21 protein-coding genes are annotated in these 24,686 nt (G+C 69.0%); 7 read left to right on the top strand and 14 right to left on the bottom strand.

The features are described from left to right. Window positions 1-3: 3 nt before the first annotated feature. The 8 genes from DKG75_RS03685 to DKG75_RS03720 form a co-directional block, all read right to left on the bottom strand. Window positions 4-1,215, bottom strand: a complete 1,212-nt coding sequence (locus tag DKG75_RS03685; protein WP_243746430.1) for an MFS transporter — start codon at window positions 1,213-1,215, stop codon at window positions 4-6. Next, window positions 1,212-2,069, bottom strand: coding sequence for a 16S rRNA (adenine(1518)-N(6)/adenine(1519)-N(6))-dimethyltransferase RsmA (rsmA, locus tag DKG75_RS03690; RefSeq protein WP_109919710.1), 858 nt, complete (start codon window positions 2,067-2,069; stop codon window positions 1,212-1,214). Before rsmA ends, DKG75_RS03685 begins: the two co-directional genes overlap by 4 nt. Then, window positions 2,066-3,094 (bottom strand): 4-hydroxythreonine-4-phosphate dehydrogenase PdxA, encoded by a 1,029-nt coding sequence (gene pdxA, locus DKG75_RS03695; protein ID WP_109919711.1) that lies wholly within the window; start codon window positions 3,092-3,094, stop codon window positions 2,066-2,068. Before pdxA ends, rsmA begins: the two co-directional genes overlap by 4 nt. A 4-nt stretch (window positions 3,095-3,098) precedes the next feature. Further along, entirely contained in the window at window positions 3,099-4,400 is a 1,302-nt protein-coding gene (locus tag DKG75_RS03700; RefSeq protein WP_109919712.1) for a peptidylprolyl isomerase, read from the bottom strand. A gap of 145 nt (window positions 4,401-4,545) precedes the next feature. Continuing rightward, entirely contained in the window at window positions 4,546-6,759 is a 2,214-nt protein-coding gene (locus DKG75_RS03705) for an LPS-assembly protein LptD (protein ID WP_109919713.1), read from the bottom strand. Beyond that, window positions 6,759-7,865 (bottom strand): LPS export ABC transporter permease LptG, encoded by a 1,107-nt coding sequence (gene lptG, locus DKG75_RS03710; protein ID WP_109919714.1) that lies wholly within the window; start codon window positions 7,863-7,865, stop codon window positions 6,759-6,761. The genes DKG75_RS03705 and lptG overlap by 1 nt, the downstream gene beginning before the upstream one ends. 1 nt (window position 7,866) lies before the next feature. Next, window positions 7,867-8,991 carry an LPS export ABC transporter permease LptF gene (gene lptF, locus DKG75_RS03715; RefSeq protein WP_166646326.1) on the bottom strand — a complete coding sequence of 375 codons (1,125 nt, stop codon included), beginning with the start codon at window positions 8,989-8,991 and terminating at the stop codon, window positions 7,867-7,869. An 18-nt stretch (window positions 8,992-9,009) separates the two neighbouring features. After that, complete coding sequence (locus DKG75_RS03720) at window positions 9,010-10,554, bottom strand: ArnT family glycosyltransferase (RefSeq protein ID WP_109919716.1); 1,545 nt, start codon at window positions 10,552-10,554, stop codon at window positions 9,010-9,012. 126 nt (window positions 10,555-10,680) lie between these two features. On the opposite strand from DKG75_RS03720, the gene DKG75_RS03725 reads away from it, so the two are divergent. The 4 genes from DKG75_RS03725 to DKG75_RS03740 all read left to right on the top strand — a co-directional run bounded on the left by DKG75_RS03725 (window position 10,681) and on the right by DKG75_RS03740 (window position 15,149). After that, the gene (locus DKG75_RS03725; RefSeq protein ID WP_109919717.1) at window positions 10,681-12,177 is read left to right on the top strand and encodes a leucyl aminopeptidase; all 1,497 of its coding nucleotides are present in this window, start codon (window positions 10,681-10,683) and stop codon (window positions 12,175-12,177) included. An 8-nt stretch (window positions 12,178-12,185) separates the two neighbouring features. Further along, complete coding sequence (locus DKG75_RS03730) at window positions 12,186-12,644, top strand: DNA polymerase III subunit chi (RefSeq protein ID WP_109919718.1); 459 nt, start codon at window positions 12,186-12,188, stop codon at window positions 12,642-12,644. Window positions 12,645-12,765: 121 nt separating this feature from the next. Next, window positions 12,766-14,700, top strand: coding sequence for a flavin-containing monooxygenase (locus DKG75_RS03735; RefSeq protein WP_166646327.1), 1,935 nt, complete (start codon window positions 12,766-12,768; stop codon window positions 14,698-14,700). 143 nt (window positions 14,701-14,843) lie between these two features. Then, a complete protein-coding gene (locus DKG75_RS03740; protein ID WP_109919720.1) occupies window positions 14,844-15,149 on the top strand; it encodes a hypothetical protein in 306 nt (101 codons plus the stop codon). A 42-nt stretch (window positions 15,150-15,191) separates the two neighbouring features. On the opposite strand, the gene DKG75_RS03745 is transcribed toward DKG75_RS03740, so the two are convergent. Next, window positions 15,192-15,503 carry a hypothetical protein gene (locus DKG75_RS03745; RefSeq protein ID WP_109919721.1) on the bottom strand — a complete coding sequence of 104 codons (312 nt, stop codon included), beginning with the start codon at window positions 15,501-15,503 and terminating at the stop codon, window positions 15,192-15,194. 103 nt (window positions 15,504-15,606) lie between these two features. Then, entirely contained in the window at window positions 15,607-17,490 is a 1,884-nt protein-coding gene (locus DKG75_RS03750) for an ABC-F family ATP-binding cassette domain-containing protein (RefSeq protein ID WP_109919722.1), read from the bottom strand. A gap of 117 nt (window positions 17,491-17,607) precedes the next feature. Here DKG75_RS03750 and ndk point away from each other — a divergent pair, with 117 nt between their 5' ends. After that, on the top strand, window positions 17,608-18,030 hold the full coding sequence (ndk, locus tag DKG75_RS03755) for a nucleoside-diphosphate kinase (protein ID WP_109919723.1): 423 nt from the start codon (window positions 17,608-17,610) through the stop codon (window positions 18,028-18,030). 89 nt (window positions 18,031-18,119) lie between these two features. On the opposite strand, the gene DKG75_RS03760 is transcribed toward ndk, so the two are convergent. The 4 genes from DKG75_RS03760 to purM all read right to left on the bottom strand — a co-directional run bounded on the left by DKG75_RS03760 (window position 18,120) and on the right by purM (window position 22,658). Continuing rightward, the gene (locus tag DKG75_RS03760; RefSeq protein ID WP_244913127.1) at window positions 18,120-19,664 is read right to left on the bottom strand and encodes a TerC family protein; all 1,545 of its coding nucleotides are present in this window, start codon (window positions 19,662-19,664) and stop codon (window positions 18,120-18,122) included. 352 nt (window positions 19,665-20,016) lie between these two features. Continuing rightward, on the bottom strand, window positions 20,017-20,928 hold the full coding sequence (locus DKG75_RS22900; RefSeq protein WP_166646328.1) for a lytic transglycosylase domain-containing protein: 912 nt from the start codon (window positions 20,926-20,928) through the stop codon (window positions 20,017-20,019). A gap of 3 nt (window positions 20,929-20,931) precedes the next feature. Further along, the gene (purN, locus tag DKG75_RS03770) at window positions 20,932-21,576 is read right to left on the bottom strand and encodes a phosphoribosylglycinamide formyltransferase (protein WP_109919726.1); all 645 of its coding nucleotides are present in this window, start codon (window positions 21,574-21,576) and stop codon (window positions 20,932-20,934) included. Continuing rightward, on the bottom strand, window positions 21,573-22,658 hold the full coding sequence (gene purM, locus DKG75_RS03775) for a phosphoribosylformylglycinamidine cyclo-ligase (protein WP_109919727.1): 1,086 nt from the start codon (window positions 22,656-22,658) through the stop codon (window positions 21,573-21,575). Before purM ends, purN begins: the two co-directional genes overlap by 4 nt. A 130-nt stretch (window positions 22,659-22,788) precedes the next feature. Between purM and DKG75_RS03780 the strand changes: the two genes are divergently transcribed. Together DKG75_RS03780 and DKG75_RS03785 are read left to right on the top strand one after the other, a co-directional pair. After that, complete coding sequence (locus tag DKG75_RS03780; protein WP_109919728.1) at window positions 22,789-23,397, top strand: uracil-DNA glycosylase family protein; 609 nt, start codon at window positions 22,789-22,791, stop codon at window positions 23,395-23,397. Between the two features lie 55 nt (window positions 23,398-23,452). Then, window positions 23,453-24,658 (top strand): DUF2066 domain-containing protein, encoded by a 1,206-nt coding sequence (locus DKG75_RS03785; protein ID WP_109919729.1) that lies wholly within the window; start codon window positions 23,453-23,455, stop codon window positions 24,656-24,658. The last annotated feature ends 28 nt before the right edge of the window (window positions 24,659-24,686 follow it).

Raw genomic sequence — 24,686 nt, forward strand, 5'->3', positions numbered from 1 at the left:
CGGTTATTTCACCCCATCCAGGCGATCGGCGTGGCGGAGGCTCGGGAACAGCCTCATCCAGGCCAGGGCGACGGCGATGGTCCCGACCCCGCCCAGGATCCCGGCGGCGACCACCCCCATCAATCCCGCGGTCATGCCGGATTCGAATTCGCCCAACTGGTTGGACGCGCCGATGAAGAGGGAATTCAAGGCGCTGACCCGGCCGCGCATCTCGTCCGGGGTCGCCAGTTGCACCAGGGTCTGGCGGATGACGACGCTGACATTGTCGGCAGCGCCGAGGATCACCAGCGCGCCGACCGAAAGCCAGAGATGGCTGGAGGCGGCGAAGACAATGGTGCAAAGGCCGAAGACGATGACCGCCACGAACATCTTGGCCCCCACCGCCCGGCTGAGGTCCAGGCGGCCGATGACCATCGCCATGGCCAGGGCGCCGATCGCCGGCGCCGTCCGCAGCACGCCCAGGCCCCAGGGCCCGGTCTCGAGAATATCCTTGGCGAAGATCGGCAGCAGCGCGGTGACCCCGCCGAGCAGGACCGCGACCATGTCGAGGGAAATGGCGCCGAGCAGGACCGGCTTCCGCCGGACGAAGCCGAGCCCGGAGAATGCCGCCCGCCATGTCATGGGCTCGCGCGGGGCGGGTGGGGTGCGCAGGCGGACCGGCGCCATGGCCAGGGCGCCCAGGGCGAAGAGGGCGGCCGAAAGGCCGAGGGGCACGGCGGCGCCCAAGGCATGCAGCAACCCGCCGAGCGACGGCCCGACGATCGTCGCCGTCTGCATGGCCGAGGAGGAGAGGGCTACCGCCCGGGGCAATTCCCGGGCGGAGACGAGGCTGGGCAGCAGGGCCGCCATGGCCGGCCGCTCGAACGTCCGCGCCGCGCCCAGGATCGCGAGGCCGGCGAACAGCCCGTTTACCCCGAGCCAGCCCTGCAAGGCGCCCACGGTCAGCGCGCCGATGGTCAGCGCCTGGACCCATTGGCTGATCATGACGATGCGCCGGCGATCCCAGCGGTCGGCCACGGCGCCGACGACGAAGGTGAGCAGCACCATGGGCAGGAACTGGGCCAGCCCTGCAAAGCCGAGCTGATAGGCGCTGCCGGTCATGTCGTAGATCAGCCAGCCGAAGGCGACCGAGGCCATCTGGAAGGCCAGCGACCCGAACACCCGCGAAGTCCAGAACAGGGCGAAGGGCGGCTGGCGGTGCAGCGGCACGCTCACGATGGCGCCGGCCCCTGGTCCAGGGCCCGGGCGAGGCGGGCGAAGGCGGCGACGTCCAGCTCCTCGGCCCGCGCCGTCGGCACGATGCCGGCACGCTCCAGCAGGGTCTCGGCCGGGACGGCCAGGCCCTTCAGGCTCTGGCGCAGCATCTTGCGGCGCTGGCCGAAGGCATTCGCCGTCACCACTTCGAGCGCGCCCAGGCGGCACGGGTGGGGCGGGACGGCCAGCGGCACCAGGCCGACCACGGTCGAGGTGACCTTGGGCGGCGGCACGAATGCCTTGGGGCTGAGGTCGAAATGATGCCGGGCCTGGGCGCGCCATTGCGCCAGCACGGTCAGGCGGGAATAGGCGTCGCTGCGCGGCGCCGCGGTCAGCCGGTCCGCGACCTCGCGCTGGAACATCAGGGTCAGCGACTGCCACCAGGGCGGCCAGGGCCCGGCGGAAAGCCAGCGGATCAGCAGCGCCGTGCCCACGTTATAGGGCAGGTTGGCCACCACCTTGGCCGGCCGGTGGCCCAGAACCGCGGGCTCGTCGATTTCCAGGGCATCGCCGGGGATCACGGTCAGGCGGCCCGGCGCATAGGCGGCGGCGACCTCGGCCAGCGCGGCCAGGCAGCGTTCGTCACGCTCGACCGCGACCACGGTGGCGCCGGCGGCAAGCAGGGCGCGGGTCAGGCCGCCCGGCCCCGGCCCGACCTCATAGACGAGGTCGCCCGGCCCGATCCCCGCCGCCCGCGCGATGCGCGCGGTGATGTTGAGGTCGAGAAGGAAATTCTGCCCCAGCGATTTCCGCGCGGCGAGGCCGTGCCGGGCGATCACCTCGCGCAGCGGCGGCAGGCTGTCGACGGCACTCATGACGCGGCGGTGCGGCGGCGGGTCTCGGCCATGGTCGCGGCCAGGCGCAGGGCCGCGATCAGGCTTTGCGGATTGGCCTTGCCGGTGCCGGCGATATCGATGGCGGTGCCGTGATCGGGCGAGGTGCGCACGAAGGGCAGGTTCAGGGTGACATTCACCCCCTCGTCGAAGTCGAGGGTCTTCAGGGGCAGCAGGGCCTGATCGTGATACATGCAGATGGCGGCGTCATAGCGGCTGCGCGCGGCGGCGTGAAAGGCGGCATCCGGCGGCACCGGGCCGAAGACGTCCAGCCCTGCCGCCTTCAGGCGCTCGATGGCGGGGGCGATGATCTCGATCTCTTCCCGCCCCAGCAGGCCGGATTCGCCGGCATGGGGATTGAGGCCGAGGACGGCGAGGCGCGGTGCGGCAATGCCGAAATCGAGGCGCAGCGCACGGGCGGTCGCCAGGGTCACGGTGACGATTTCCGCCGCCGTCAGCAGGCGGGGCACGGCGGCCAGGGCGACATGGACGGTGACCGGCACCACCCGCAGCCGGGGCGAGGCCAGCAGCATGACCGAGCGCGCGTCGGCCCCGGCAAGTTCGGCCAGGAATTCCGTGTGCCCGGGGTGCGCCAGGCCCATGGTCTTCAGGGATTGCTTGCGGATCGGGTTGGTGACCACGGCCGCGGTCTCGCCCGCCTGGGTCAGGCGGACGGCGCGGGTGATGGCTTCGATGATCGCCGCCGCGTCCCCCTCGGCGATCTGCCCGGGCCGGCCGTCGATCGGCGCCGCCAGGGGCAGGACGGGCAGGGCTTCGGCGAAAAGCGCGGCATCCGCCTCGGCCGGCGCGGCGATCGCCGCGATCGGCACCGCCAGGCCCAGGCTTTCCGCGATGCGAGCAAGCCGGGCCGGCTGGTCCAGCAACAGGAAGGGCGGGCCGCCCGCCTCGCGTTCGGCCCAGGCCTTCAGGGCGATTTCCGCGCCGATGCCCGCCGGCTCGCCGCAGGTCAGCGCCAGCGGCCGGGGCGGGCTTGCGGCTGCGTTCATCGGCTCAGCGGACCTCGATGGTCGCGTTGCGACGCAGGTCGCGCAGGTAGCGGCGCGCCAGCATGGACAATTGCTGGTCTTCGAGGTTGCGCTGCACGGCATCGCGCATCATCGAATCCGGGGTCTGTTCCCGGCGGTCGCAGACGATCAGCAGGTGCAGGCCGTCGGTCGAGCGCACGGGCCCGCCGGCCTTGCCGATGGCGACCCCTTCGATCGCCGTGCGGTATTCCACCGGCAGGTCCTTGACGTTCAGGGTGCCGACTTCGCCGAAGCTGGCGCCGGGCAGGCGGTCGAGCACGAAGCGCGGCGCCGCGCAGCCGTTGATCTCTTCCTTGGCGTCGGCCAGCTGGCTGGTCAGTTCGGCGATGGTCGCGTCGTCGGTCGAGATATTGGCCGGCACGAAGACCTGCTTCAGCTCGACCATCGACACTTCGGGCGGCGGCGGCGGCATCTGGCGCCGTTCGCGGAGACCGATGATGTACCAGCCGCCCGGCGAGCGGACCGGCGGGGAGATCGAATTCACCTGCATGGTGTTCAAGGCGTCGTCCAGTTCGGCTGCCAGCTGGCCGGGCAGGATCCAGCCGATGTCGCCGCCGTTGGCGGCCGAGGGCGCCTGCGAATACTGCCGGGCCAGGGCCGAGAAGCGCGTGCCCTGGCGGATCTGGTCGAACAATTGCTGGGCGAGCTGCTGGGCCGGGCCTTCCTGTTCCGGATTGTCGACCGCGATCATGATTTCGGAGACCAGGCTTTCCGGCCGGCCGGCATTGGCCTTGATCCGGTCGATGGTCGCCTGCACCTGTTCGGCGCCGACCGAGAGCCGGCCCTGGTAGCGGCGCATCACCACCTGGTTCCACACCAGTTCGGCACGCAGCTGCCGCCTCAGCGTCTCGATCGAGACGCCGGCCTTGCCCAGGGTTTCGACGAATTGCTCGGGCGTCATCCGGGTCGACTGCACGACCTGGAGCAGGCTGGCCTCCACATCCTGTTCGCCGACCGAGACCGATTGCTTGCGGGCTTCCTGGAATTGCAGGGTTTCGTCGACCAGGGCGCGCAGCGCGGTCAGGCGGGCGGCCCGGGCCGTATCGGCATTATAGGGCATGCCGGTCGAGACCAGGAGCAGGCGCACGCGCTGGTCCACGTCGAAGGCGGTGACCACCTCTTCGTTGACGACGGCGGCAAGGCCCATGTCGGCGGAAATCGACGGGGGAGCGGCCGCGCTTTGCGCCTCGGCGGGGCGGCAGGCGGGACCGGCAATCACCAGGGCCAGGGCGAGGGAGGAGACCGCAGTCAGGACGGATAAGCGCATTCTCGATCGTTCTTCCGGTCAGTTGCCGTTCTTCAGGCCAGGAGCCGCCCCCGCCCCATGAAGGGGTCGGACCAAAGCGGTCGCAGCATAGTCCCTGTTCCCGCCGAGGAAAAGCCTTGGGCGTCGCCCCCGGGGTGTCGCATGGCTACATGCCAAGGTTCCGCAGGCGCAGGATGAGGCTGACCGACGTGTCGGGGGTCACGTCGCGGTCGCGGGTGGTGTCGCGCCGGTACATGGCGCCGAGTTCCACGCATTCATCGGTATAGAAGAGGCCGAGGCCGGTCGAGAGCGCGCCCTCGTCGTCGTTCAGGCGGTGGCGGGTGTCGCCGTAGACGGTCCAATATTCGTCCAGCTTCAGGCCGGCGGTGACATAGATTTCGTCGCGGTCGGCCTGGGCGGGCACCGCCGTCTGTTCCTTCACCGCGGTATAGCCGATGGTCGCCTGCAGGCGCTTGCCGTTGATGGTCGCGCGTATGTCGTTCCGGTTGAACGACAGATCGTCCTTGTCCAGGCGGAAATTGTGCTGGAGGTCCAGCCAATAGGTGGGCGTGAAGGTGATCGCGCCGACGAAGTCCGACCGCCCGTCGCCCAGGCCCTTGCCGTATTCGTAGACATCCTTCTCGTCGGTGAATTCGAAGCTCTCGCCGAGGAAGACGGAGAACGTAGTGCCCTCGTTGCCGTAATAGGCCGTGCGCACGCCGTAGACGAAGCGCGAGCCGGCATCCCAGCGGTCGTAGCCCGAGAAGCGGTTGACGGCGAAGAGGTTGGTGTCGTCGAACTCGAAGCTCTGGCTGTCCTCGTTCGAGATCTTCTTCGAGATCGGCGTGCTCGGGGCCAGCACGAACTGGGCGATGGGTTCGATCACCTGGCGGCCGTTCTCGGTCGGCCGCACCAGGGGATAGCGCGCCTCGAGCGAGAGTTTCGGCAGGAAGCGCGCGGTCTGCCCCGAGACGTCGATGCCGGCGGCGTCATAGACATCTTCGGTATCGTAGAAATCGCCACGGATCGAGGCGTCGAGGGTGAAGACGGTGCCGAGATCGGTGATCCAGGGCCGCTGCCAGGCGGCGCCCAGGCTGAAGCGGCGCTGGCTGGTGCCTTCGTCGCGGTGGATGGCGATCGCATTGGCGCTCAGTTCCAGCCGGCCGCCGATCATTTCCGGCTCGAGCACCCAGTTCGCCTGGGCCAGCGGCAGGACGAGGGGCGTGGTATCCGGGTCGGAAATCGCGCGCAGGCCCTGGAACGAATAGCCGATGACCGAGAAATAGGAACGGTCGTAGAACCCCTCGGCGTAGAGATCCGAGGTCAGGTAGTTGGGCGAGGTGAAGCTGAAGCGCTTCAGGTAGGTATCCGACGAGGAGCGTTCGACATTGAGGCCGACGCGCCAATTGTCGTCGAGCTGCAGGTTGCCGCGGGCGAAGATATGGCCGCGGAAGGCGTCGCTGCCGGTCGGGTTGCCGTCGCCGTCGAATTCCTCGCCGTAACCGAGGCTGAACTGGGCGGCGAATTCGCCGCTGCCGAAAACCTTGCGGTAGTCGCCGACCGCATAGGCGCCGGCCTGGGTGGTGATGAAGGGGGTCAGCGTCAGGTCGCTGTTGTCGTCGATCGCCCAGAAATAGGGCATGCCGACCCGGAAGCCCAGGCGGCCGCTGCCGCCGATCCGGGGCGCCAGGAAGCCGGACAGGCGCTTCACGCTCGGATCGGGGTGGGAGAAATAGGGCGTATAGGCGACGGGAACCCCCAGCACCTCGAAGGTCGCATCCTCGTATTCGACCGTCTTCGCCGTCTGGTCGTGGGTGACCTTCACCGCCTTCACCTGCCACAGCAGGGGGCGGTCCGGCTTGTCGGCGCAGGGCAGGCAGGGGCTGTAGACCGCCCGGTCGAGGGTGGTGACATTGCCCTCGCGGCGGATGGCGCGGACCGCGGCCGCCCGCGAATCATCGGCGAAGAGCAGGCGGATGGTCTGGACGAAGCCCTCGCGCAGCTGGTCGTCGAGTTCGACGTAGTCGGCGAACAGCACTTCGCCCGTCGGCTCCAGCAGCGAGACATTGCCCGAGGCGGCGACGATCCGGCTGTCCTCGAAATAGGTGATCTTGTCGGCCATCAGGACGCGGTCGCCCTGGGACACTTCCACCTTGCCGGTCGCGGTCACCGTCTTGGTGTTCGGGTTGTAGATCACTTCCTCGGCGATGATCTGGACCGGGCCCTCGCCCGCCGAAACGCCGCCGGGCAGGGTCTGGGCGACGGCCAGCGTCGGCCCGCCGATCGCCAGCGCGCCCAGCACCAGGGCAAGGGCGGTGCGGTTGCGCAGGATCTCGGCGCGGGTCGCGGTCAGGTCACGATTGCGGCGTCGGGCGGACATCAACCATCTTCCAAATGAAACAACAGGGCGACGCCGACGAGGGTGGCGGCGACCGCCGGCCCCCAGGCCGCAAGGATGACAGGCACACTTTCCGCGATGCCAAGCGCCCGGGCAATGTCCGAAACGACAAAAAGCACGAAGCCGGCGACGCCGCCGAGGGCGATCAGGGTCGCCACCCCGCCCCGGCGCGAATGGCGCAGCGAGACGACGGCCGCAACCAGCACCATCGAACAGAGGACGAGGGGCAGCGAGGCCAGCGAATGCCACTGGATCAGGTAGCGGGTCGAGGAAAAGCCCGCCGCCTCCAGCCGCTTGGCGAAGTCGGGGATCGACCAGAAGGATACCGAATCGGGATTGGCCAGGCTTTGCTGGATATCCTCGGGGTGCAGGTTGGTGGCGAGGCGATAGACCGGGACCGCCTGGGCCTGCCGGTCCGGCTCGATCAGCCAGGCGTCGGACAGGGTCCAGATGTCGCCGTCGTATTTGGCCGAGAAGGCTTCGATCCGGCGCAGGAACTTCTCCTCCGGGTCGAACATGAAGACGACCACCGCCGACAGCCGCAAGCCGCCGTCGGATGCGGCCAGGGCATGGATCACCGCGCTGCCCTGGGCATCGGACTGGCGCAGCCAGATGCCCGATTCCGTCACCGTCGACAGGCTCGACGACGTGCCCTTGATGTAGAAGGCTTCGAGCTGGCGATAGTGGTAATTCATCGCCGACGACCAGGGATTGACGATCCCGATGGTGAAGATGCCCAGCAGCAGGGCGACCAGCATGGGCGGCGCCAGGAATTGCCAGACCGAGAGGCCGGCGGCCCGGGCGATCACCAGTTCGTTCGAGCGGGTCATGCGCCCGAACGCCCACATGCCGCCGAACAGGCAGGCGAAGGGCAGGGCCATGGTGGCCAGCCCCGGCAGCTTCATCAGCGACATCTGGACCAGGGTGAAGAAATCCGCCTCGTTGCCGGTCACGCGCGAGGCGCGGCGGGTCAGTTCGAGGAGGTCGACCATGAAGATCAGGGCGAGCACCGGCGCGAAGACCAGGGCGATGCCGGCAAGATAGCGCCGCATCATGTAAAGCGCGAAGACCGGGGCGAGGCGCAGCATGTCAGGACGCCCCCACGGCTTCCGCTTCCGCCCCGGCCGGCACCGGCCCCGGCAGGCGGACCGCCGGGCGCAGCACGTAGAGGGCGACGATCGCCCCCGCCAGCGGCATCAGGTAGAAGAGGGGGGCGAGGGCCGGGGTCGAATTGACGATGCCCGCGATCCCCAGTTCCCCGAGCCGGAGCCCGAGGCCGAGCACGCCGGCGAGCGCCGCCCGCAGGTATTTGCCGCGCCGCGAATATTCCCCCGAAAGCAGGCCGCAGGCAGCGATCAGGGCCAGCGGCAGGGCATAGAGGGGGGCGGACAGGCGCTTGTGCGCCTCGGTCATCAACTGGGTCGCTGCCGCCTCGTCGCGCGGGTTGTCGTAGGGCGGCAGCAGTTCGGTCAGGAAGCGCTCGCCCGGCTTCAGCCAGCGGGCATCGGCCTGATCGCCGAAACTGCCGAAGTCGAGGACATAGCGCTGGAAGCTGAGGTAGGAGCCCTTGCCGGTGAACAGCTCGCTTTCCTGGCGGTTGCCGTTGACAAGCAGGATCTTGGTGCCGTCGCCCTCGGGCAGCAGCATGCCGCGTTCCGCCATCATGGTGACGGCCCGGTCGGCGCGCCGCGCGTCATAAACCAGGATGCCGTGCAATTCGCCGTTCCGCGAGCGCTCGCGGACATAGACGGTCAGGCCCTGCACCGGTTCGGTGAATTCCCCGTCCTGAAGGAAGACGGCGGCCAGATCGCCGCGGATCTCCGCCACTTCGTTGCGGAACGAGCGCAGCCCCAGGGGCGTCACATAGACGTTGAGGGCAAGGCCGATCAGCATGACGACGAGGGCAAGCTCGACCGCCGGCCGGATCAGCTTCCAGACCGAAATGCCCGAAGCCGCCATGACGATCAATTCGCTGTCCTGCCACAGGCGGTAGAAGGCGAACATCACGGCGCAGAACAGCGAGACCGGCAGGATCATGGACAGCGCGCCCGGGATGAGCAGCGCGGTCAATTCCAGCAGGGTCTGCAATGACAGGCCCTTGTTGACGATGAGGTCGACCGTGCGCAGCGACTGGCCGACCAGCATCACGCCGGTCAGCCCCAGCGTGAAGAAGATCATCGGCCCGAGGATCTGGCGCCTTATGTAGGAGGTCATGCGATTCATCGCGGCGGACTATAGCCTCCGCCCGGTGCGGGTGATAGAGCGGCAAGTGTTGTCCGCCGCATCGATCCGGCCGAAACGCTTGCCGATGAAGAGATGATAGGTGCCCTTGCGGTCCTCGTAGGGGCGCATGTCGATGCGCACCGGGCCTTCGACCGAATCGAAGCGCCCGGCCAGGGCCGCCGGCAGTTCGGGCCCGCGCGAGACGATCACCGCATCGCAGCCGAGGGCATCGTCGAGATCGAGCACCATGGCGAAATGGTCGTCCGGATTATTCTCGTCCGCCGACCAGCGGCGCACCAGTGCGTCGGAATCGCGCAGGTGGTAGATCAGTTCCGCCGTGGCGCCCCGTTCCGTGGTGATGACGGCCAGGGGCCGGCCCCCCGGCACCGCCCGCCGCCCCTCGACCGCCTGCGCCAGCCTGTCCCAGCCCCGGATCCAGCGAAACGGATCGGTCGCGGTCGAGAGCGTGACGAAAGGTACCTGGCCGACCGCGAGTGCTACGCCGATCACCAGGAACGCCCCGGCGTGAAAGCCGATCGTCGCCCTGAGCAGGCGGCGATAGTCGAGCCGGTCGAGCGCCGCGAACAGGAACAGCGAGAGGGCGGGATAGGCCACCGCCGCCCAATTGCCGTGCGCCCGCGACAGGAAGGCCTGGACGACGAGAAGCCCGAGTATCGGCAGCGAGAACCAGGCGAGCAGGCGGAAGGCCGGCACCAGGAACAGCCCGCGCGGCCGGACCAGCGTCGCGATCAGGACCACGGCCAGGATGGGCCCGACGATCGCCGCCTGATCGGCCAGGAAATCCAGCACCCCGGCCAGATTGCCGACATGGGCGCCGACGCTGGCATTGGCCGCCGTATGCTTGAAGGTCTCGAACCCGCTGAGCGCATTCCAGATCAGGTTGGGCGAGAGCACGGCAAGGCCGATGCCGGCGGCCAGCAGCAGCCCGCCCCAGGACCGGCGGCCATAGGTGCCGAGCAGGGTGACGATCAGGGCCGGCGCGAAGAAATAGGCCATGGCGTATTTCGCCAGCATGCCGAAGCCGAGGAAAAGCCCGGCACAGGCCCAATAGCGCCGCCCGCCGGTGGCAAGGCCGCGCTCGAAGGCCCAGAGCGCGCCGGTCCAGCACAGCAGCAGCAGGGGATCGGTCGAGACGATGAAGCCGGAAAAGGCCACCCCCGGCAGGGTGGCGAAGCCGATCGCGGCATAAAGCCCGACCCGCACGGAAAACATGTTGCGGCCGAGCAGATAGGCGAAAATCGGGGCGACGGCATAGGCGAGGGGCGAGGACGCTTTCACGCAGGCCGGCCCGTCGCCGCAGACGGCGGTGGTCGCCGCGATCGCCCAGCCGATCAGCGGCGGCTTGGAGAAATAGCCGAAGGCCGGGTCCTGGCCCCAGAACCAATATTGCGCCTCGTCGAGATAGAGCGGCATGCCGCCGATGAACAGGACGGCCAGCCTGAACAGGGCAAGGCCGAGCGCGACGGCGACGACGGCGCGGAACGCGTCGCGATCGGCGGGCTCGGGGCGGGGGGCGGCGGGGCGGGCGGTCATGCCACGTCAATAGCCGTGCAAGGCTCCGCTGTCGAGCGGGCTTCCCAATCCCGCCGCGGCCCTTCTAAAATACGCCGACGCCGGATCAGCACCCGGCGCAACGGAATGAATGCCGGAGTTCCCTCGATGAAAATCGCCTTCGCCGCGCCCAGCCTGCCTGCCGCCGGCTCGGTCGCCGTCTTCGCCCTGGACGAGAAGGTCCTGGGCCCCGCCGCCCAGTCGATCGACAAGCTGACCGGCGGCGCCCTTCTTCGCGCCATCGCCGCCAGCCGCTTCAAGGGCAAGCGCGGCGATATCCTGGAAGTCCTGGCCCCCGGCGGCCTCGCGCTCGACCGGGTGGTGGTGATCGGCATCGGCAAGCCCGATGCCCTCGACGACCTGGGCGCCCAGGCGCTCGGCGGCGGCCTCGTCGCCCGGCTTGCCGGCAGCGGCGAGAAAAGCCTGACCGTGATCGTCGACGAGATCGAGGGCGTGCCGCTGGCCCCCGCCGACCTTGCCGCCCATATCGGTTTCGGCGCCCTGCTGCGCTCCTACCGCTTCGACAAGTACCACACCGGCAAGAAGGCCGAGGACAAGCCGACCCTGGCCAAGGTCGTGGTCGGCACGCCCCGGGAGGCGGCGGCGAAAAAGGCTTTCGGGACCCTCGAGAAGATCGCCGACGGCGTCTTCCTGACCCGCGACCTGGTTTCTGAGCCGGCCAACGTCATTTACCCGGAATCGCTGGCGAAACAGGCCAAGGCCCTGGAAAAGCTGGGCGTCGAGGTCGAGATCCTGGGCGAGGCGCAGATGCGCAAGCTCGGCATGGGTGCCCTGCTCGGCGTCGGCCAGGGCAGCGCCCGGGAATCCCAGCTCGTCGTCATGCAGTGGAAGGGCGGCAAGGCCAAGGAGGCGCCGGTCGCCTTTGTCGGCAAGGGCGTGACCTTCGATACCGGCGGCATTTCGATCAAGCCGGCCGCCGGCATGGAAGAGATGAAGTGGGACATGGGCGGTGCCGGCACGGTGATCGGCCTGATCAAGGCGCTGGCCGGGCGCAAGGCCAAGGTGAATGCGCTCGGTGTCGTCGGCCTCGTGGAAAACATGCCCTCCGGCACGGCGCAGCGCCCGGGCGACGTCGTCACCTCCATGTCCGGCCAGACCATCGAAGTGATCAATACCGACGCCGAAGGCCGCCTCGTGCTGTCGGATGCGCTGTGGTACACGCAGGACCGCTTCAAGCCGAAGTTCATGATCGATCTCGCCACCCTGACCGGCGCCATCATCATCGCGCTCGGCAGCGAGCATGCCGGCCTGTTCTCCAACGACGACGACCTGGCCGGCCGGATCGCCGCCGCCGGCAAGGCGACGGGCGAGGCGGTCTGGCGCCTGCCGCTGGGCGAGGCTTACGACAAGCTGATCAACTGCGACATCGCCGACATGCAGAACACCGGCCAGGACCGCGGCGCGGGCTCGATCACGGCGGCGCAGTTCCTGCAACGCTTCGTCAACGACGTACCCTGGGCCCATCTCGACATCGCGGGCACCGCCTGGAACAAGAAGGACCGGCCGACCGTGCCGCGGGGCGGCAGCGGTTGGGGCGTGCGCCTGCTCGACCGGCTGGTCGCCGACCATTACGAAGGCAAGTAAGCCGCCCGATGGCGGAGGTTTCCTTCTATCACCTGGAGGCGCGGCCGCTCGAATGGGCGTTGCCGCGCCTTCTGGCCCGCGTGGTCGACGGCGGCTTCCGTGCCGTCGTCGTCACCGGCGTGGCGGAACGGCTGCCGTTTCTCGATACCGCGCTCTGGACCTATGACGACCAGTCCTTCCTGCCCCACGGCCGCGCGCCCGACGATTTCGCGGCGGACGAGCCGGTCTGGCTGACCCTCGATCCCAACGACCGGCCGAACGGCGCGACCATCCTCGTGCTCGTCGACGGGGCGGGGCCGGGGGATTTTGCGCTTGGCCCCTATGCCCGCTGCCTCGACATGTTCGACGGCAACGACGCGGACGCCCGCGCCGCCGCCCGCGGCCGCTGGACCGCGTTCAAGCAGGCGGGCCATGCGGTCGCCTATTGGCAGCAGTCGCCGGACGGGCGCTGGGAAAAGAAAGCCTGAAGGGACAAGCCGGGCGGGCCGAATTCTCCCTGCGACAAAAGGTGACACCCGTGTCATCCTCTCCCCCGCAAAACAGACGATCGGCCGGGCAAGCATCCGGACCGGCGCGGGGAGGACAGGCATGGGCAATCCGGCGGCGCAGCAGGATCCGGTCACCATCGGCGACGACCGGACCATCGACCAGGCGGTGGAGGCGGCGCATATCCCCTCGCTGGTGCTGGCCCTGATCCACCTGACCGGCGACGAAAGCCTGCTCGACCGCGTGCCGCGCCCGGTCTACGACTTTTTCGGCGACGGCCAGGGCGCCATCCCCGCCGCGGTTCAGGCCGCGGTCCGGGCCGAGGCGGCAAGCGCGCTGAAAGCCTGGCGCGACGGCCGCCCGCCGGCGCCCCTGCCGGGACCGGCCGTGATCCGGCGCATGATGGATTTCATCGCCGGCGCCGACATCCCGGAACGTTACGTGCCCTTCCTGCTCGAGGAACTGGCGATCGGCGGCGGCGCGCCGCGGGCGGCCGCCCCGGCGATCGCGGTGCCGGCGGCGGTGAAGGCCGCCTTTCCGGTCGCCGTCATCGGCGCCGGCATGTCGGGGATATTGGCCGCGATCGAATTGCAGCAGGCCGGCATTCCCTATGTGATCATCGAGAAGAACGGGGATTTCGGCGGCACCTGGCACGAGAATTCCTATCCCGGCTGCCGGGTGGATACGCAGAACCACCTCTATTCCTATTCCTTCGAGAACAATCACGACTGGCCGCAGTTCTATTCCGACCGCAGCGTCCTTCATGCCTATTTCAGGCGGACGGCGGCGAAATATGACCTGGGGCGTTTCACCCGGTTCCGCACCACGGTGGAGACGGCGGATTACGACGAGGGGCGGGGGCGCTGGCGCCTCGGCCTGCGCCCGCCCGACGGCGGCGCCGAGGTGATCGAGGCCGCGGCCGTGATCAGCGCGGTCGGCCAGTTGAACCAGCCGCGTTACCCCGAGATCGCGGGCCGCGAGACGTTCCGGGGCCCGGCCTTCCATTCCGCGCGCTGGGACCATTCGGTAGATCTCGCGGGCAAGCGGGTCGCGGTCATCGGCAGCGGCGCCAGCGCCTTCCAGTTCGTGCCGGAAATCGCGCCCGCGGCCGGCCACCTGACCCTGTTCCAGCGCTCGGCCCCCTGGCTCGGGCCGACGCCGGACTATCACGAGAATGTCCCGGCCGGCATGCAATGGCTGCTGGAACACATGCCCTGTTACCAGAGCTGGTATCGTTTCTTCCTGTTCTGGCTGATGACCGACGGCATTCTCGATGCCGTGCGCATCGATCCCGAATGGCAGGGCGGGCCGCAGTCCGTCTCGGCCCTGAACGAGGACTTGCGCCAGGCCCTGAGCGGTTACATCGCCATGCAGGTCGAGGACGAGACCCTGCGCGCCAAGGTGACCCCGGCCTATCCGCCGGGCGGCAAGCGCATGCTGCGCGACAACGGCACCTGGCTCGGCGCCCTCAAGCGCGGCAACGTGACGGTGGAGGACGGCCGCATCGCCCGCATCACCCCGGCCGGGATCGAGCTTGCCGACGGCCGCCACGTCGAGGCCGATGTGATCGTCTACGGCACGGGCTTTCACGCCAGCGACTTCCTCCGCACCCTCAAGGTGCGGGGGCGGGGCGGCCTCGACCTGCATCAGGCCTGGGCCGGGGATGCCCGGGCCTATCTCGGCATCACCATGCCGGGCTTTCCCAATTTCTTCACGGTCTATGGGCCGAACACCAATATCGTCGTCAACGGCAGCATCATCTTCTTTTCCGAATGCGCCGTGCGCTACATCCTCGGTGCCGTCAAGCTGATGCTCGAGGGCGGCTGGCGCGCGGTGGAGGTGAAGCCGGCGGTCCACGACGCCTTCAACGACAGGGTCGACGCCGCCAACCGGCTGATGGCCTGGGGCGCGCCCCAGGTGTCGAGCTGGTACAAGAACGCGACGGGCCGGGTCGGCCAGAACTGGCCCTTCGCCCTGGTCGACTATTGGAACGCGACCCGCACCCCCGATCCCGAGGATTATATCCTGACCCGCTGAGAGACAGGGGCCTGGGGAGAACATTGCGGGTGGAGAACATCCCCCGGAACCTAAAAAGAACAAAAGGTGAAAATTTCAATTGCCCCCGACGTCACCCTGTGAGAGAACAATTAAAGAACAAGGGCGCAGGCAGGGGAACAGCCATGATCGACCAGGAACATCGGCCGTCGCAGGGTGAAGAAGGCACGTTCGAGCGCGTGATGGCGGTACTCGCCTGGGCCTGCCGGCCGGCGCTGCTGCTCTTTCCGGTCCTGGTGATCGCCGAGGTCGCGGGCCTGGTGCCGATGGAGGTGACCATTCCCTTCGCCGCCATGGCCGCGATCCACGCCGCCGGCCGCCGCTACCTGCCGCCGGCCCGGGACGGCGAGGGGGCGCCCGCCGCCGATGCGCCCTTGCTGCTGCGCTACCCGGTCGCCGTGACGATGGCACGCCCGAACCGCCGGCGTTGACGGCGGACGGCGGGGGCACGCCGCCGATCAATAGGCATGCGGCTACAATTCGTCATATAGGCAAATGGCGCCGATGAAATGTACCTGATCCTCATTGTCCAGATCGATCGATGAAAATCCGGCCGGTGTCAGCGAATTCCTTTTCAGAAATACGCCATGGTGCCTGCCGCCTGCCTTGAACCTATAGGATAATTTTGCGCCATAGCCGATGCCGACGTCAGGCGTCAACAGGCAGCGCCACGCCCCATGCGGCTTGTCGCAAATATAGCTGTCGATCATACAGTCGATGTTGAATTGGTATGAGGTCGCCAGATCCCAAGGATCGGACATCGTAATGAATGCTTTCATGTTCATTACGTCCCTCCTGGAACACCGAAAGACGGCGCCGATTTTAAGAGCTCGCGGCCCCACCCTCAAGGGGGGATCGATCATCGGCCGGCCGGGGAGGCGCCGCGGGTTACGCGCTCTCGGCCGTCTCCAGTTCCTCCTGGGCGGACAGCCAGTCCATCTCGGCGCTTTCCTGGGCCTTCAGCAGGTCGGCGCGCTTCTTGCCGAGGTCGGCGAGGCGCGGGGCATCGTTGTAGATCTTGGGATCGGCCAGCGACGCGTCGACGGCGGCGAGGTCCCGGGCCAGTTTTTCGAGCTGCGTCTCGATCGTCTTGATCTTCTTCACCAGGGGGGCACGGGCTTCCCGTGCCTTGGCCGCCTCGCGCCGCGCTTCCTTGCGGTCGCCGCCGGCGGGCTGGTCGGCGGCGGGTTTCACCGGGCCGTCGTCGAAGGCGCCGGCCAGCACCTGGCGGCGGTAATCCTCCATGTCGCCGTCGAAGGGCTTGACCGTGCCGCCGGCGACCAGCCACAGGCGGTCGGCGCAGGCTTCGATCAGGTGGCGGTCGTGGCTGATCAGGATGACGGCGCCCGGATGCTCGTTCACCGCCTGGATCAGGGCTTCGCGCGCCTGGATGTCCAGGTGGTTGGTCGGCTCGTCCAGGATGATCATGTTGGGCGCGTCGACCGCCATCATGGCGAAGAGGAGACGGGCCTTTTCCCCGCCCGACAATTGCCCGACCGGCGTCTCCGCCAGGGCCGCGCCGAAGCCGAAGGCGCCGAGCCGGCTGCGCACCTCGGTCGGCCCGGCCTTGGGTAGCAGGGCCTGCATGTGCTGGATCGGCGTCTCGCCCAGGATGAATTCATCCTGCTGGTGCTGGGCGAAGAAGCCGGGGCGGAGTTTCGGCGCGCGGAACAATTCGCCCGCGGCGACCGGCAGGCGCCCGGCGATCGCCTTGGCGAAGGTCGACTTGCCGTTGCCGTTGGAGCCGAGCAGGGCGATGCGGTCGTCCGGGTCGATGCGGAGATTGAGGCCGCGCAGCACCGGCGGCCGGTTCTCGTAGGCGATCGAGGCAGCGGCCAGGGTGACGATGGGCGGCGCCAGTTCGTCCTTGCAGGGGAAGCGGAATTCGACCCTGGTCTCGCCCGGCAGTTCGGGCAGGGGCTCCATCTTCTCGATCATCTTCAGGCGGGCCTGGGCCTGTTTCGCCTTGGACGCCTTGAAGCGGAAGCGGTCGACGAAGGATTGCAGGTGCTTGCGGGCCGCGTCCTGCTTGTTGCGCTGGGCTTCGAGCAGGGCGATCTTTTCCGCCCGGGCGCGCATGAAGCGGTCGAAGCCGCCGGTGTAGAAGGTCAGCTTGCCCTGGTCGAGGTGCAGGATGCCGTTGACCGAATGATTGAGCAGGTCGCGGTCGTGGCTGATCACGATCAGGGTGCGCGGATAGCGGGCGAGGAAATCCTCGAGCCAGAGCGTGCCCTCGAGGTCGAGATAATTGGTCGGCTCGTCGAGGAGGAGGAGGTCCGGCTCGGCGAAGAGCACGGCGGCCAGCGCCACGCGCATCCGCCAGCCGCCGGAGAAACTGCGCATCGGCCTTGCCTGCGCCTCCGGGTCGAAGCCGAGGCCGGCCAGGATGCGCTGGGCCCGGGCCGGGCCGCTGTGGGCGCCGATGGCGGTGAGGCGCTCGTGAATCTCGGCCAGCAGGATGGGGTCGGTCTCGGTCTCGGCGGCGGCGACGAGCCGGGCGCGTTCCTTGTCGCCGGCGAGGACGACGTCGATCGGCGTCTCGTCCGCGCCCGGCGCCTCCTGGGCGACGGTGCCGATGCGGGCGCCGCGGTCGATGGCGACGGTGCCGTCGTCGGCATGGGCCTCGCCCAGGATCAGGCGGAAGAGGGTGGATTTGCCGGCACCATTGTGGCCGATCAGGCCGACGCGATGGCCGTCCGGGATCATGGCGCCGGCGCCATCGAGGATGGTGCGGCCGGCGATGCGATAGGTGAGACCGTCAATCCGTAACATGGTCGCGCTAATAGCACGGCCGCGGCGGCGCCACCAAGCGCCGCTGTTGCCTCTCCGCCCTCTCTCGGCTACAAGGCGCCACCTTTACCGCTCACCCTAGCTTGCACGGAGCCGACCATGGCCGTCGAACGCACCCTGTCCATCCTGAAGCCGGACGCCACCCGCCGCAACCTGACCGGCAAGATCAACGCCAAGTTCGAAGACGCCGGCCTTCGCATCGTCGCCCAGAAGCGCGTCCAGCTGACCACGGCCGAGGCCGAGGGCTTCTATGCCGTGCACCGCGAGCGTCCCTTCTTCGGCTCGCTGGTCGAGTTCATGACCTCGGGCCCGGTGGTCGTGCAGGTCCTCGAAGGCGAGGGCGCCGTCCTGAAGAACCGCGAAGTCATGGGCGCCACCAACCCGGCCAATGCCGCCGAGGGCACCATCCGCAAGGAATTCGCCGAGTCGATCGAAGCCAATTCGGTCCATGGCTCGGACAGCGCCGAGAATGCCGCGATCGAAATCGCCTATTTCTTCGCCCAGACCGAGATCGTCGCCTGACCGAAATCGGGAGCTGACCGAAATCGGGGGCTGAACGGCCCCGATCCAGAAGAAAGGCCCGGCCCCGCTGCCGGGCCTTTTTTCTTGGTTCAGGCGGCGGCCGGGGCCGCCACCACCTGGTCGATGCGGTGGCCGTCGAGGGCCGCGACCTCGAAACGCCAGCCATTCCATTCGAGTGAATCGCCCGCCGCCGGCAGGCGGCCGAAGCGGGCCAGGAGGAAGCCGGCGAGGGTGAGGAAGTCGTCGTCCTCGCCGCGCATGCCCTGGGCGTTCAGGGTCTTTTCCGCTTCCTCGACCGGCATCCGGCCTTCCAGCTGCCAGCTGCCGTCGTCGCGCTGCGAGGCATAGGGCAATTCCTCGCCCGCGATCTCCGGCAGGTCGCCGGCGATGGCGACCAGGATGTCGGTCGGGGTGACGATGCCCTCGAAGGTGCCGTGCTCGTCGACCGCGATCGCCATATGGATGGCGGAACCCTTGAACTGTTCCAGCAGCTTCAGGATCGGCATGGTCTCGATCACGAACAGCGGCTTGCGCAGTGCCGCCTCGAGGTCGAGCCGGCCCAGGGTCTGGGCCTGGACCAGCAGGTCCTTGGCGTGGACGACGCCGATCACCTCGTCCACCGTGCCGCGGCACACCGGGAAGCGGGAGCGGCCGCTCTCCTTGATCTCGGCGAGGATGGTCTCGCTGTCGTCCTCGGCGTTCAGCCAGACGACGTCGACGCGCGGCACCAGGATCGCGCGCACCTGGCGCTCGCCCAGGGTCAGCACCCGTTCGATCATGGTGCTTTCCTCGGCGCTGAAGGCCGGGGCCGTCCCGCCCGAGGAGACGATGGCCGCCACTTCCTCGGACGTCTGGGCTTCCGCCTGGTCGCCGCGCAGGATGCGCAGCACGGCCTGGGCCGTGCGGTCGCGGAGATCCATGGTGGTCACCCGTTTCCGCACGTTGCGCCGGCCGACCTGGTTGGCTGCCTCGATCAGGATCGAGAAGCCGATGGCGGCATAGAGATAGCCCTTGGGGATATGGAAGCCTAGGCCCTCGACAATCAGGCTGAAGCCGATCATCAGGAGGAAGCCGAGGCAGAGGATGACCACGGTCGGGTGCCGGCTGACGAAGGCCATCAGCGGCCGGCTGGCCAGCATCATCACCGCGATGGCGATGACGACCGCGATCATCATGACCGAGAGATGCTTCACCATGCCGACGGCGGTGATCACGGAATCGAGCGAGAAGACGGCGTCGAGCACGACGATCTGGGCCAGCACCTGCCAGAACACGGCATGGGTGCGGCCGGTCTCCTTCACGTCGTGCTCGCCCTCCAGGCGCTCGTGCAGTTCGACCGTACCCTTGAAGAGCAGGAAGGCGCCGCCGAGGATCAGGATGACGTCGCGCCAGGAAATCTCGGTCCCGAGGACCGAGAAGAGCGGCGCCGTCAGGGTGACGATCCAGGAAATCGAGGCGAGCAGCAGCAGCCGCATGCCCAGGGCCAGCGACAGGCCGAGCACCCGCGCCTTGTTGCGCTGGTGGGGTGGCAGCTTGTCCGCCAGGATGGCGATGAAGATGAGGTTGTCGATGCCAAGCACGATCTCGAGAACGACGAGAGTCGCAAGGCCGGCCCAGGCAGCGGGGTCGGCCATCCATTCGAATATCATTGGGTCCTTCCTGCGGGCGCGCGTTCGCGGCGATGCGGGGCCGGGCGGCCCGCATCCTGTGTCCGCACGCATCCGGCGGTCTTGCTGAGGCGGGGGGGAAGGGCGCACGCCGTCCATGGGGCCGGGACCCCATCGGACGGCCAGCGCATCCCTATGTCCTCGGACGAGGGGCTGGCGGACTCCGGGCTACTGACGCCCGGTGCCGATGCTCCGGGGTCAGGCGGCATGGACATCACAATATATTGGGACATCGCAATGAACAGGAGCCGTCAAACCGAATACCTCTTGGGGCGTATACGCCGCCCGCGATCATATTAGTCCAGCGTTACAGAAAAAATCACCGCGGCGGTTGCCCGACGACGAAGATTTCCTGGCGCGGCGCCGCCGGCTGGGGGCCGGCCTCCTGGCGGAGATAATAGGCGGTCCAGGCATTGACCGCATCGACATAGGGCTGCGTCGCCGGGATCACCTTGGCCTTGCCCGGCGGCCCCACCCGCGAGCCGCCGTTGTAATGGCTGAGCGCGATATCGACCGAGCCGTAACGCGTGATCAGCGCCCCCAGGAACCGCACCCCGGTGCGGATATTCACCCGCGGATCCCACAGGGTGTCGGGATCGATGCCGAATTCGCCCCGCGCGGTCGCCGGCATGATCTGCATCACGCCCCGCGCCCCCGCCGGCGACAGGGCGTTGGAGCGAAACCCGGACTCGACCTTGGCCACCGCTTTGGCAAGCGCCAGGGAGACATTGCCGGTCCGCGTCTCCTCTTCGAGGATCTTCAGGATTTCCGCGACTTCGGCGGAGGTCGGCGGCGGCACCGCCAGGGGCACGGGCTGCGGCGCCGGCACGGCCGGGGCCGGCGGCGGCGGCCTGGTCGCCTCGGCGACGACATAGGCGAGGACGGCGGGATCGAGCTGGGCCCGTTCCACCGTGTTCATCGCCTGATAGAAGCGATAGGCGATGGCGATCCCGTCCGGCAGGCCGAGCAGATGGGCGCGCAGGTACCATTCGAAGGAGAGAGGGGCATTGCGGTCGAGCACGGTCCCGGTGCCCAGCATCCAGGCGATCGCCTCGGCCGCGCGGGCATCCCCGGCCTGGGCCGCGTCCAGCATCACCTGGGCGTCGCCAAGATCGGCCTTGCCGAGGCGGAGATCGGTGAAAGCCTCCACCAGCCGGCTGCGCGCATCGCCCGCCGCCGGCACCGCCAGGGCGGCGGCGATCAGCAGGGCGGCAAGGGCGAAGCGGGCCATGGATCAGGTCAGGGTGACGCGGGTCCAGGCGTCGCCGTCATAGATCGTGCGCCCGCCTTCGAGCCGGGCCTTGCCTTCCGCCACCAGGGCGACGGCGGCGGGATAGAGCCGGTGCTCGGCCTTGAGGGTGCGGGCGGCAAGGTCGTCCGGGCTTTCGCCGGGAATGACGGGGACCACCGCCTGGCCGATGATCGGCCCGGCATCCATGTCGGCCGTGACGAAATGGACGGTGCAGCCCGAAAAGCGCACGCCGCCGGCCAGCGCCTGTTCATGGACATGGACGCCCTTGAACGAGGGCAGCAGGCTGGGGTGGATATTGATCATCCGGCCCAGCCATTTCTCGGTGAAGCCGGGGGTGAGCAGGCGCATGAAGCCGGCCAGCACGACCAGTTCGGCGCCGACCTCGGCCAGGGCGGCATCGAGGGCGGCGTCGAAGCCCGCCCGGTCGGCGAAGGCCTTGTGGTCGATCACCCTTGTCGGCACGCCGAAACTTTCCGCCCGGGCAAGGCCGCCGGCCCCCGGCCGGTTGGCGATGACGGCGACGATCTCGCCCGGGAAGCCGCCCGCGGCCGCGGCTTCGAGCAGCGCGGCCATGTTGGAGCCGCGCCCCGAGATCAGGACGGCGATGCGCCGCCGCGGCGCGGTCACGAAACCACCCAGGTCTTGTCCTGGCCCCAGCTGCCGGCCGGGCCGATGACCGTGGTCCGGGCCTCGCCCTTGCGCTCGACGATGCGGCCGACGACGCCGACCGTCTCGCCCGCGGCGGCGAGGACGCGCAGCGCCTCGTCCGCCTTGTCGCGGGCGACCACGGCGATCATGCCCAGGCCGCAGTTGAACGTATTGGCCAGTTCCGCCGCATCCAGGCGGCCCGCCTGCTGCAGCCAGCCGAAGACCGGGGCCCAGGCCCAGCGGGCGGCGTCGACTTCGGCCGCCGCGCCCTCGGGCAGCACGCGGGGCAGGTTGCCGATGATGCCGCTGCCGGTGATATGGGCGAAGGCCTTGACCAGGCCCTGCTTGTGGGCGGCCAGCGGCCCCTTGACGTAGATCTTCGTCGGCGTCAGCAGGGTTTCGGCCAGGGTGCGGCCATCCTCGACCGGGCTCGGGCCGCTGTAGTCGTAGCCCTCGCCCTCGACGATGCGGCGGACCAGGGAATAGCCGTTGGAATGAATGCCGCTGGAGGCGATGCCGATCAGCAGGTCGCCCGGCGCCACATCGGCCCCGGTCAGCAGTTTCGAGCGTTCGACCGCGCCGACCACGAAGCCGGCCAGGTCATAGTCGCCGTCCTGGTAGAGGCCGGGCATTTCCGCCGTCTCGCCGCCGATCAGGGCGCAGCCGGCGATCTCGCAGCCCCGGGCGATGCCCTGGATGACCGCCGCCGCCGCCGCCACCCGAAGCCGGGAGGAGGCGAAATAATCGAGGAAGAACAGCGGTTCGGCGCCCTGGACGACGAGATCGTTCACGCACATGGCGACCAGGTCCTGGCCCACCGTATCGTGGATGTCGGCGGCGATCGCGATCTTCAGCTTGGTGCCGACACCATCGGTCGAGGAGACGAGCAGGGGATCGTCGTAGCCCGCCGCCTTCAGGTCGAAGAGGGCGCCGAAACCGCCGAGGCCGCCGATCACGCCCGGCCGCAGGGTGGCCTTGGCCGCCGGCTTGATCGCTTCGACCAGGGCGTCGCCCGCTTCGATATCGACGCCCGCGCCGCGATAGGTATAACCGCTCGTCATGACTTTCCCGATGGAATGCTTAGGGGCCGATGGCCCCATTGGGGGAAGGCTGAGGGGCCGGAGGCGGCCCGAATGCGGGGACCATACTGGAAACCGCGCCATTCTCAAGGTCGGGGCAGGGGAAAAGGCCATGAAAAGGTCCGGAACGGAACAGGCATTCGACGATCTTCTGGCGGAAATCCGCGCTTGCCGCCTGTGCGCCGCCGACCTGCCGGCCGGCCCCCGGCCCGTGGTCCGCGGCCGGCCCGGGGCCCGCCTGCTGATCGTCGGCCAGGCGCCGGGGCGGCGCGTCCACGAGACCGGCATTCCGTTCAACGATCCCTCCGGCGATCGCCTGCGCGACTGGCTGGGCATCGACCGCGCGACATTCTACGACGAGGCGCGAATCGCCATCCTGCCCATGGGTTTCTGCTATCCGGGCACGGCGCCGAAGCAGGGCGACCTGCCGCCGCGGCCGGAATGCGCGCCGCTGTGGCGCCGGCGCCTGCTGGACGGCCTGCCCCGGATCGAACTGACCCTGGCGATCGGCGCCTATGCCCAGGCCTGGCACCTGGGGGAGCGGCGGGAGGCGACGCTGGGCGCCACGGTCCGGCGTTTCCGCGAGTTCCTGCCGGCGCTTCTGCCCCTGCCGCATCCATCGCCGCGGAACAATCTGTGGCTGCGGAAAAACCCCTGGTTCGAACAGGATGTCATCCCCGAGTTGCGCCGCCGTGTCGCCGACCTGCTGGGTTCGCCTTGAGATGACGGCCTTAAGAGCTATAGTCGCCTGACCTCCCCCTAGCGTCAGGCCGGTCATGTCTTCTTCTCTCCGCGCGCTGCCCCGCCTCGTTGTTGCCGGCCTCGTCCTGCTGCTTGCCGCCGCCGTGCCGGCATGGGCCGCGGAAACCTATCGGGTCGAGGGGGTCCAGGCCCAGGCGACGGCCGCCGATCCGCTGACCGCGCGGGACCAGGCACTCTCGAAGGCGCAGCGCGAGGCGTTGGAAACCCTGCTGAAGCGCCTGGCCGCCCCGGGGACCGAGGGACAGTTGCCGCGCACCAGCGACCGGCTGGTGTTCGAAACCATGCAGGGTTTCGAAGTGCAGCAGGAAAAAACCTCCGCCACCTCCTATACCGCGACGATTTCGGTCGAATTCCGGCGCGAGGCGGTGGACCGGCTGCTGGCGGGTTCGGGCATCGCCTATGTCGAGGCGGCGGGCAAGCCCCTGGTGGTGGTGCCGCTGCTGGTCGCGGCCGATGGCGCCGTCGCCCTGTGGGAGGGCGACAATCCCTGGCGCGACGCCTGGGCCCGGCGGAACGGCGCCACCGATCCGCAGCGCCTGGTCGTGCCCCTCGGCGATCTTCAGGATTTGCAGGCGGTGACGCCCCAGGCGGCCCAGGCCGTCGACGCCGGCGCGCTGGCCCTGATCGCCCAGCACTATGAGGCGGCGGGGGCCTTCGTCGCCACGGCGATGGCGACGGTGAGCGGCCTGTCGGTTTCCGCCGCCGACCCCGGGCAGGCGCCGTTCTATAGCGGCAGTTTCCCGGCTGACGGTTTCGATGCCGCGGTGGCGGCGGTCGCCGGCGCCATTCAGGACCGCTACCGCAACCTGAACGCCATTCCGGCGGGGCCCACCCTCAGCCTGGATGCCAAGGCGCGCTTCGCCGACCTCCGGGGCTGGCGCGACCTGAAGTCGACGGTCGAATCGACGCCGGCGGTGCGCCGGCTCGAGGTTCGCCGCCTGCTGGTGGGCGAGGCGCGGGTGGCGATCACCTATCAGGGCGATCCGGCCAGCCTGCGCGCGGCGCTGGCCCAGCGCGGCATCGCCCTGGAGATGACGGCGGAAGGATGGGAGTTGCGCACCGGCGTCGGCGTCGGGACGGGGATGGGCGGCGGTCTCGGCCTGCCGGCCCCGGGCGGCCCGGTCCCGGACAGCACCGGCCTCGGCGCCATCGGCCAATCGCCGCTGATCCCGCCGGCGCCGGCCGCCGCCGCGCCGCCGCCGGATCTCCTGTTCCAGTAGGATGCGGCCCATGCCGCCGGGCGGGCGC

It is taken from the genome of Zavarzinia compransoris (assembly GCF_003173055.1).
Lineage (GTDB): Bacteria > Pseudomonadota > Alphaproteobacteria > Zavarziniales > Zavarziniaceae > Zavarzinia > Zavarzinia compransoris.

Excerpts from the sequence above, each read along its gene's own strand:
- pdxA (WP_109919711.1), bottom strand. The coding sequence starts at position 3,094 with ATGAACGCAGCCGCAAGCCCGCCCCGGCCGCTGGCGCTGACCTGCGGC.
- lptG (WP_109919714.1), bottom strand. The coding sequence starts at position 7,865 with ATGCTGCGCCTCGCCCCGGTCTTCGCGCTTTACATGATGCGGCGCTAT.
- rsmA (WP_109919710.1), bottom strand. The coding sequence starts at position 2,069 with ATGAGTGCCGTCGACAGCCTGCCGCCGCTGCGCGAGGTGATCGCCCGG.
- DKG75_RS03780 (WP_109919728.1), top strand. The coding sequence starts at position 22,789 with ATGAAAAGGTCCGGAACGGAACAGGCATTCGACGATCTTCTGGCGGAA.
- DKG75_RS03750 (WP_109919722.1), bottom strand. The coding sequence starts at position 17,490 with ATGTTACGGATTGACGGTCTCACCTATCGCATCGCCGGCCGCACCATC.
- DKG75_RS03760 (WP_244913127.1), bottom strand. The coding sequence starts at position 19,664 with ATGGCCGACCCCGCTGCCTGGGCCGGCCTTGCGACTCTCGTCGTTCTC.
- DKG75_RS03725 (WP_109919717.1), top strand. The coding sequence starts at position 10,681 with ATGAAAATCGCCTTCGCCGCGCCCAGCCTGCCTGCCGCCGGCTCGGTC.
- DKG75_RS22900 (WP_166646328.1), bottom strand. The coding sequence starts at position 20,928 with ATGGCCCGCTTCGCCCTTGCCGCCCTGCTGATCGCCGCCGCCCTGGCG.
- DKG75_RS03785 (WP_109919729.1), top strand. The coding sequence starts at position 23,453 with ATGTCTTCTTCTCTCCGCGCGCTGCCCCGCCTCGTTGTTGCCGGCCTC.
- DKG75_RS03705 (WP_109919713.1), bottom strand. The coding sequence starts at position 6,759 with ATGTCCGCCCGACGCCGCAATCGTGACCTGACCGCGACCCGCGCCGAG.
- DKG75_RS03700 (WP_109919712.1), bottom strand. The coding sequence starts at position 4,400 with ATGCGCTTATCCGTCCTGACTGCGGTCTCCTCCCTCGCCCTGGCCCTG.
- DKG75_RS03745 (WP_109919721.1), bottom strand. The coding sequence starts at position 15,503 with ATGAACATGAAAGCATTCATTACGATGTCCGATCCTTGGGATCTGGCG.
- purM (WP_109919727.1), bottom strand. The coding sequence starts at position 22,658 with ATGACGAGCGGTTATACCTATCGCGGCGCGGGCGTCGATATCGAAGCG.
- DKG75_RS03730 (WP_109919718.1), top strand. The coding sequence starts at position 12,186 with ATGGCGGAGGTTTCCTTCTATCACCTGGAGGCGCGGCCGCTCGAATGG.
- DKG75_RS03740 (WP_109919720.1), top strand. The coding sequence starts at position 14,844 with ATGATCGACCAGGAACATCGGCCGTCGCAGGGTGAAGAAGGCACGTTC.
- DKG75_RS03720 (WP_109919716.1), bottom strand. The coding sequence starts at position 10,554 with ATGACCGCCCGCCCCGCCGCCCCCCGCCCCGAGCCCGCCGATCGCGAC.
- lptF (WP_166646326.1), bottom strand. The coding sequence starts at position 8,991 with ATGACCTCCTACATAAGGCGCCAGATCCTCGGGCCGATGATCTTCTTC.
- DKG75_RS03735 (WP_166646327.1), top strand. The coding sequence starts at position 12,766 with ATGGGCAATCCGGCGGCGCAGCAGGATCCGGTCACCATCGGCGACGAC.
- ndk (WP_109919723.1), top strand. The coding sequence starts at position 17,608 with ATGGCCGTCGAACGCACCCTGTCCATCCTGAAGCCGGACGCCACCCGC.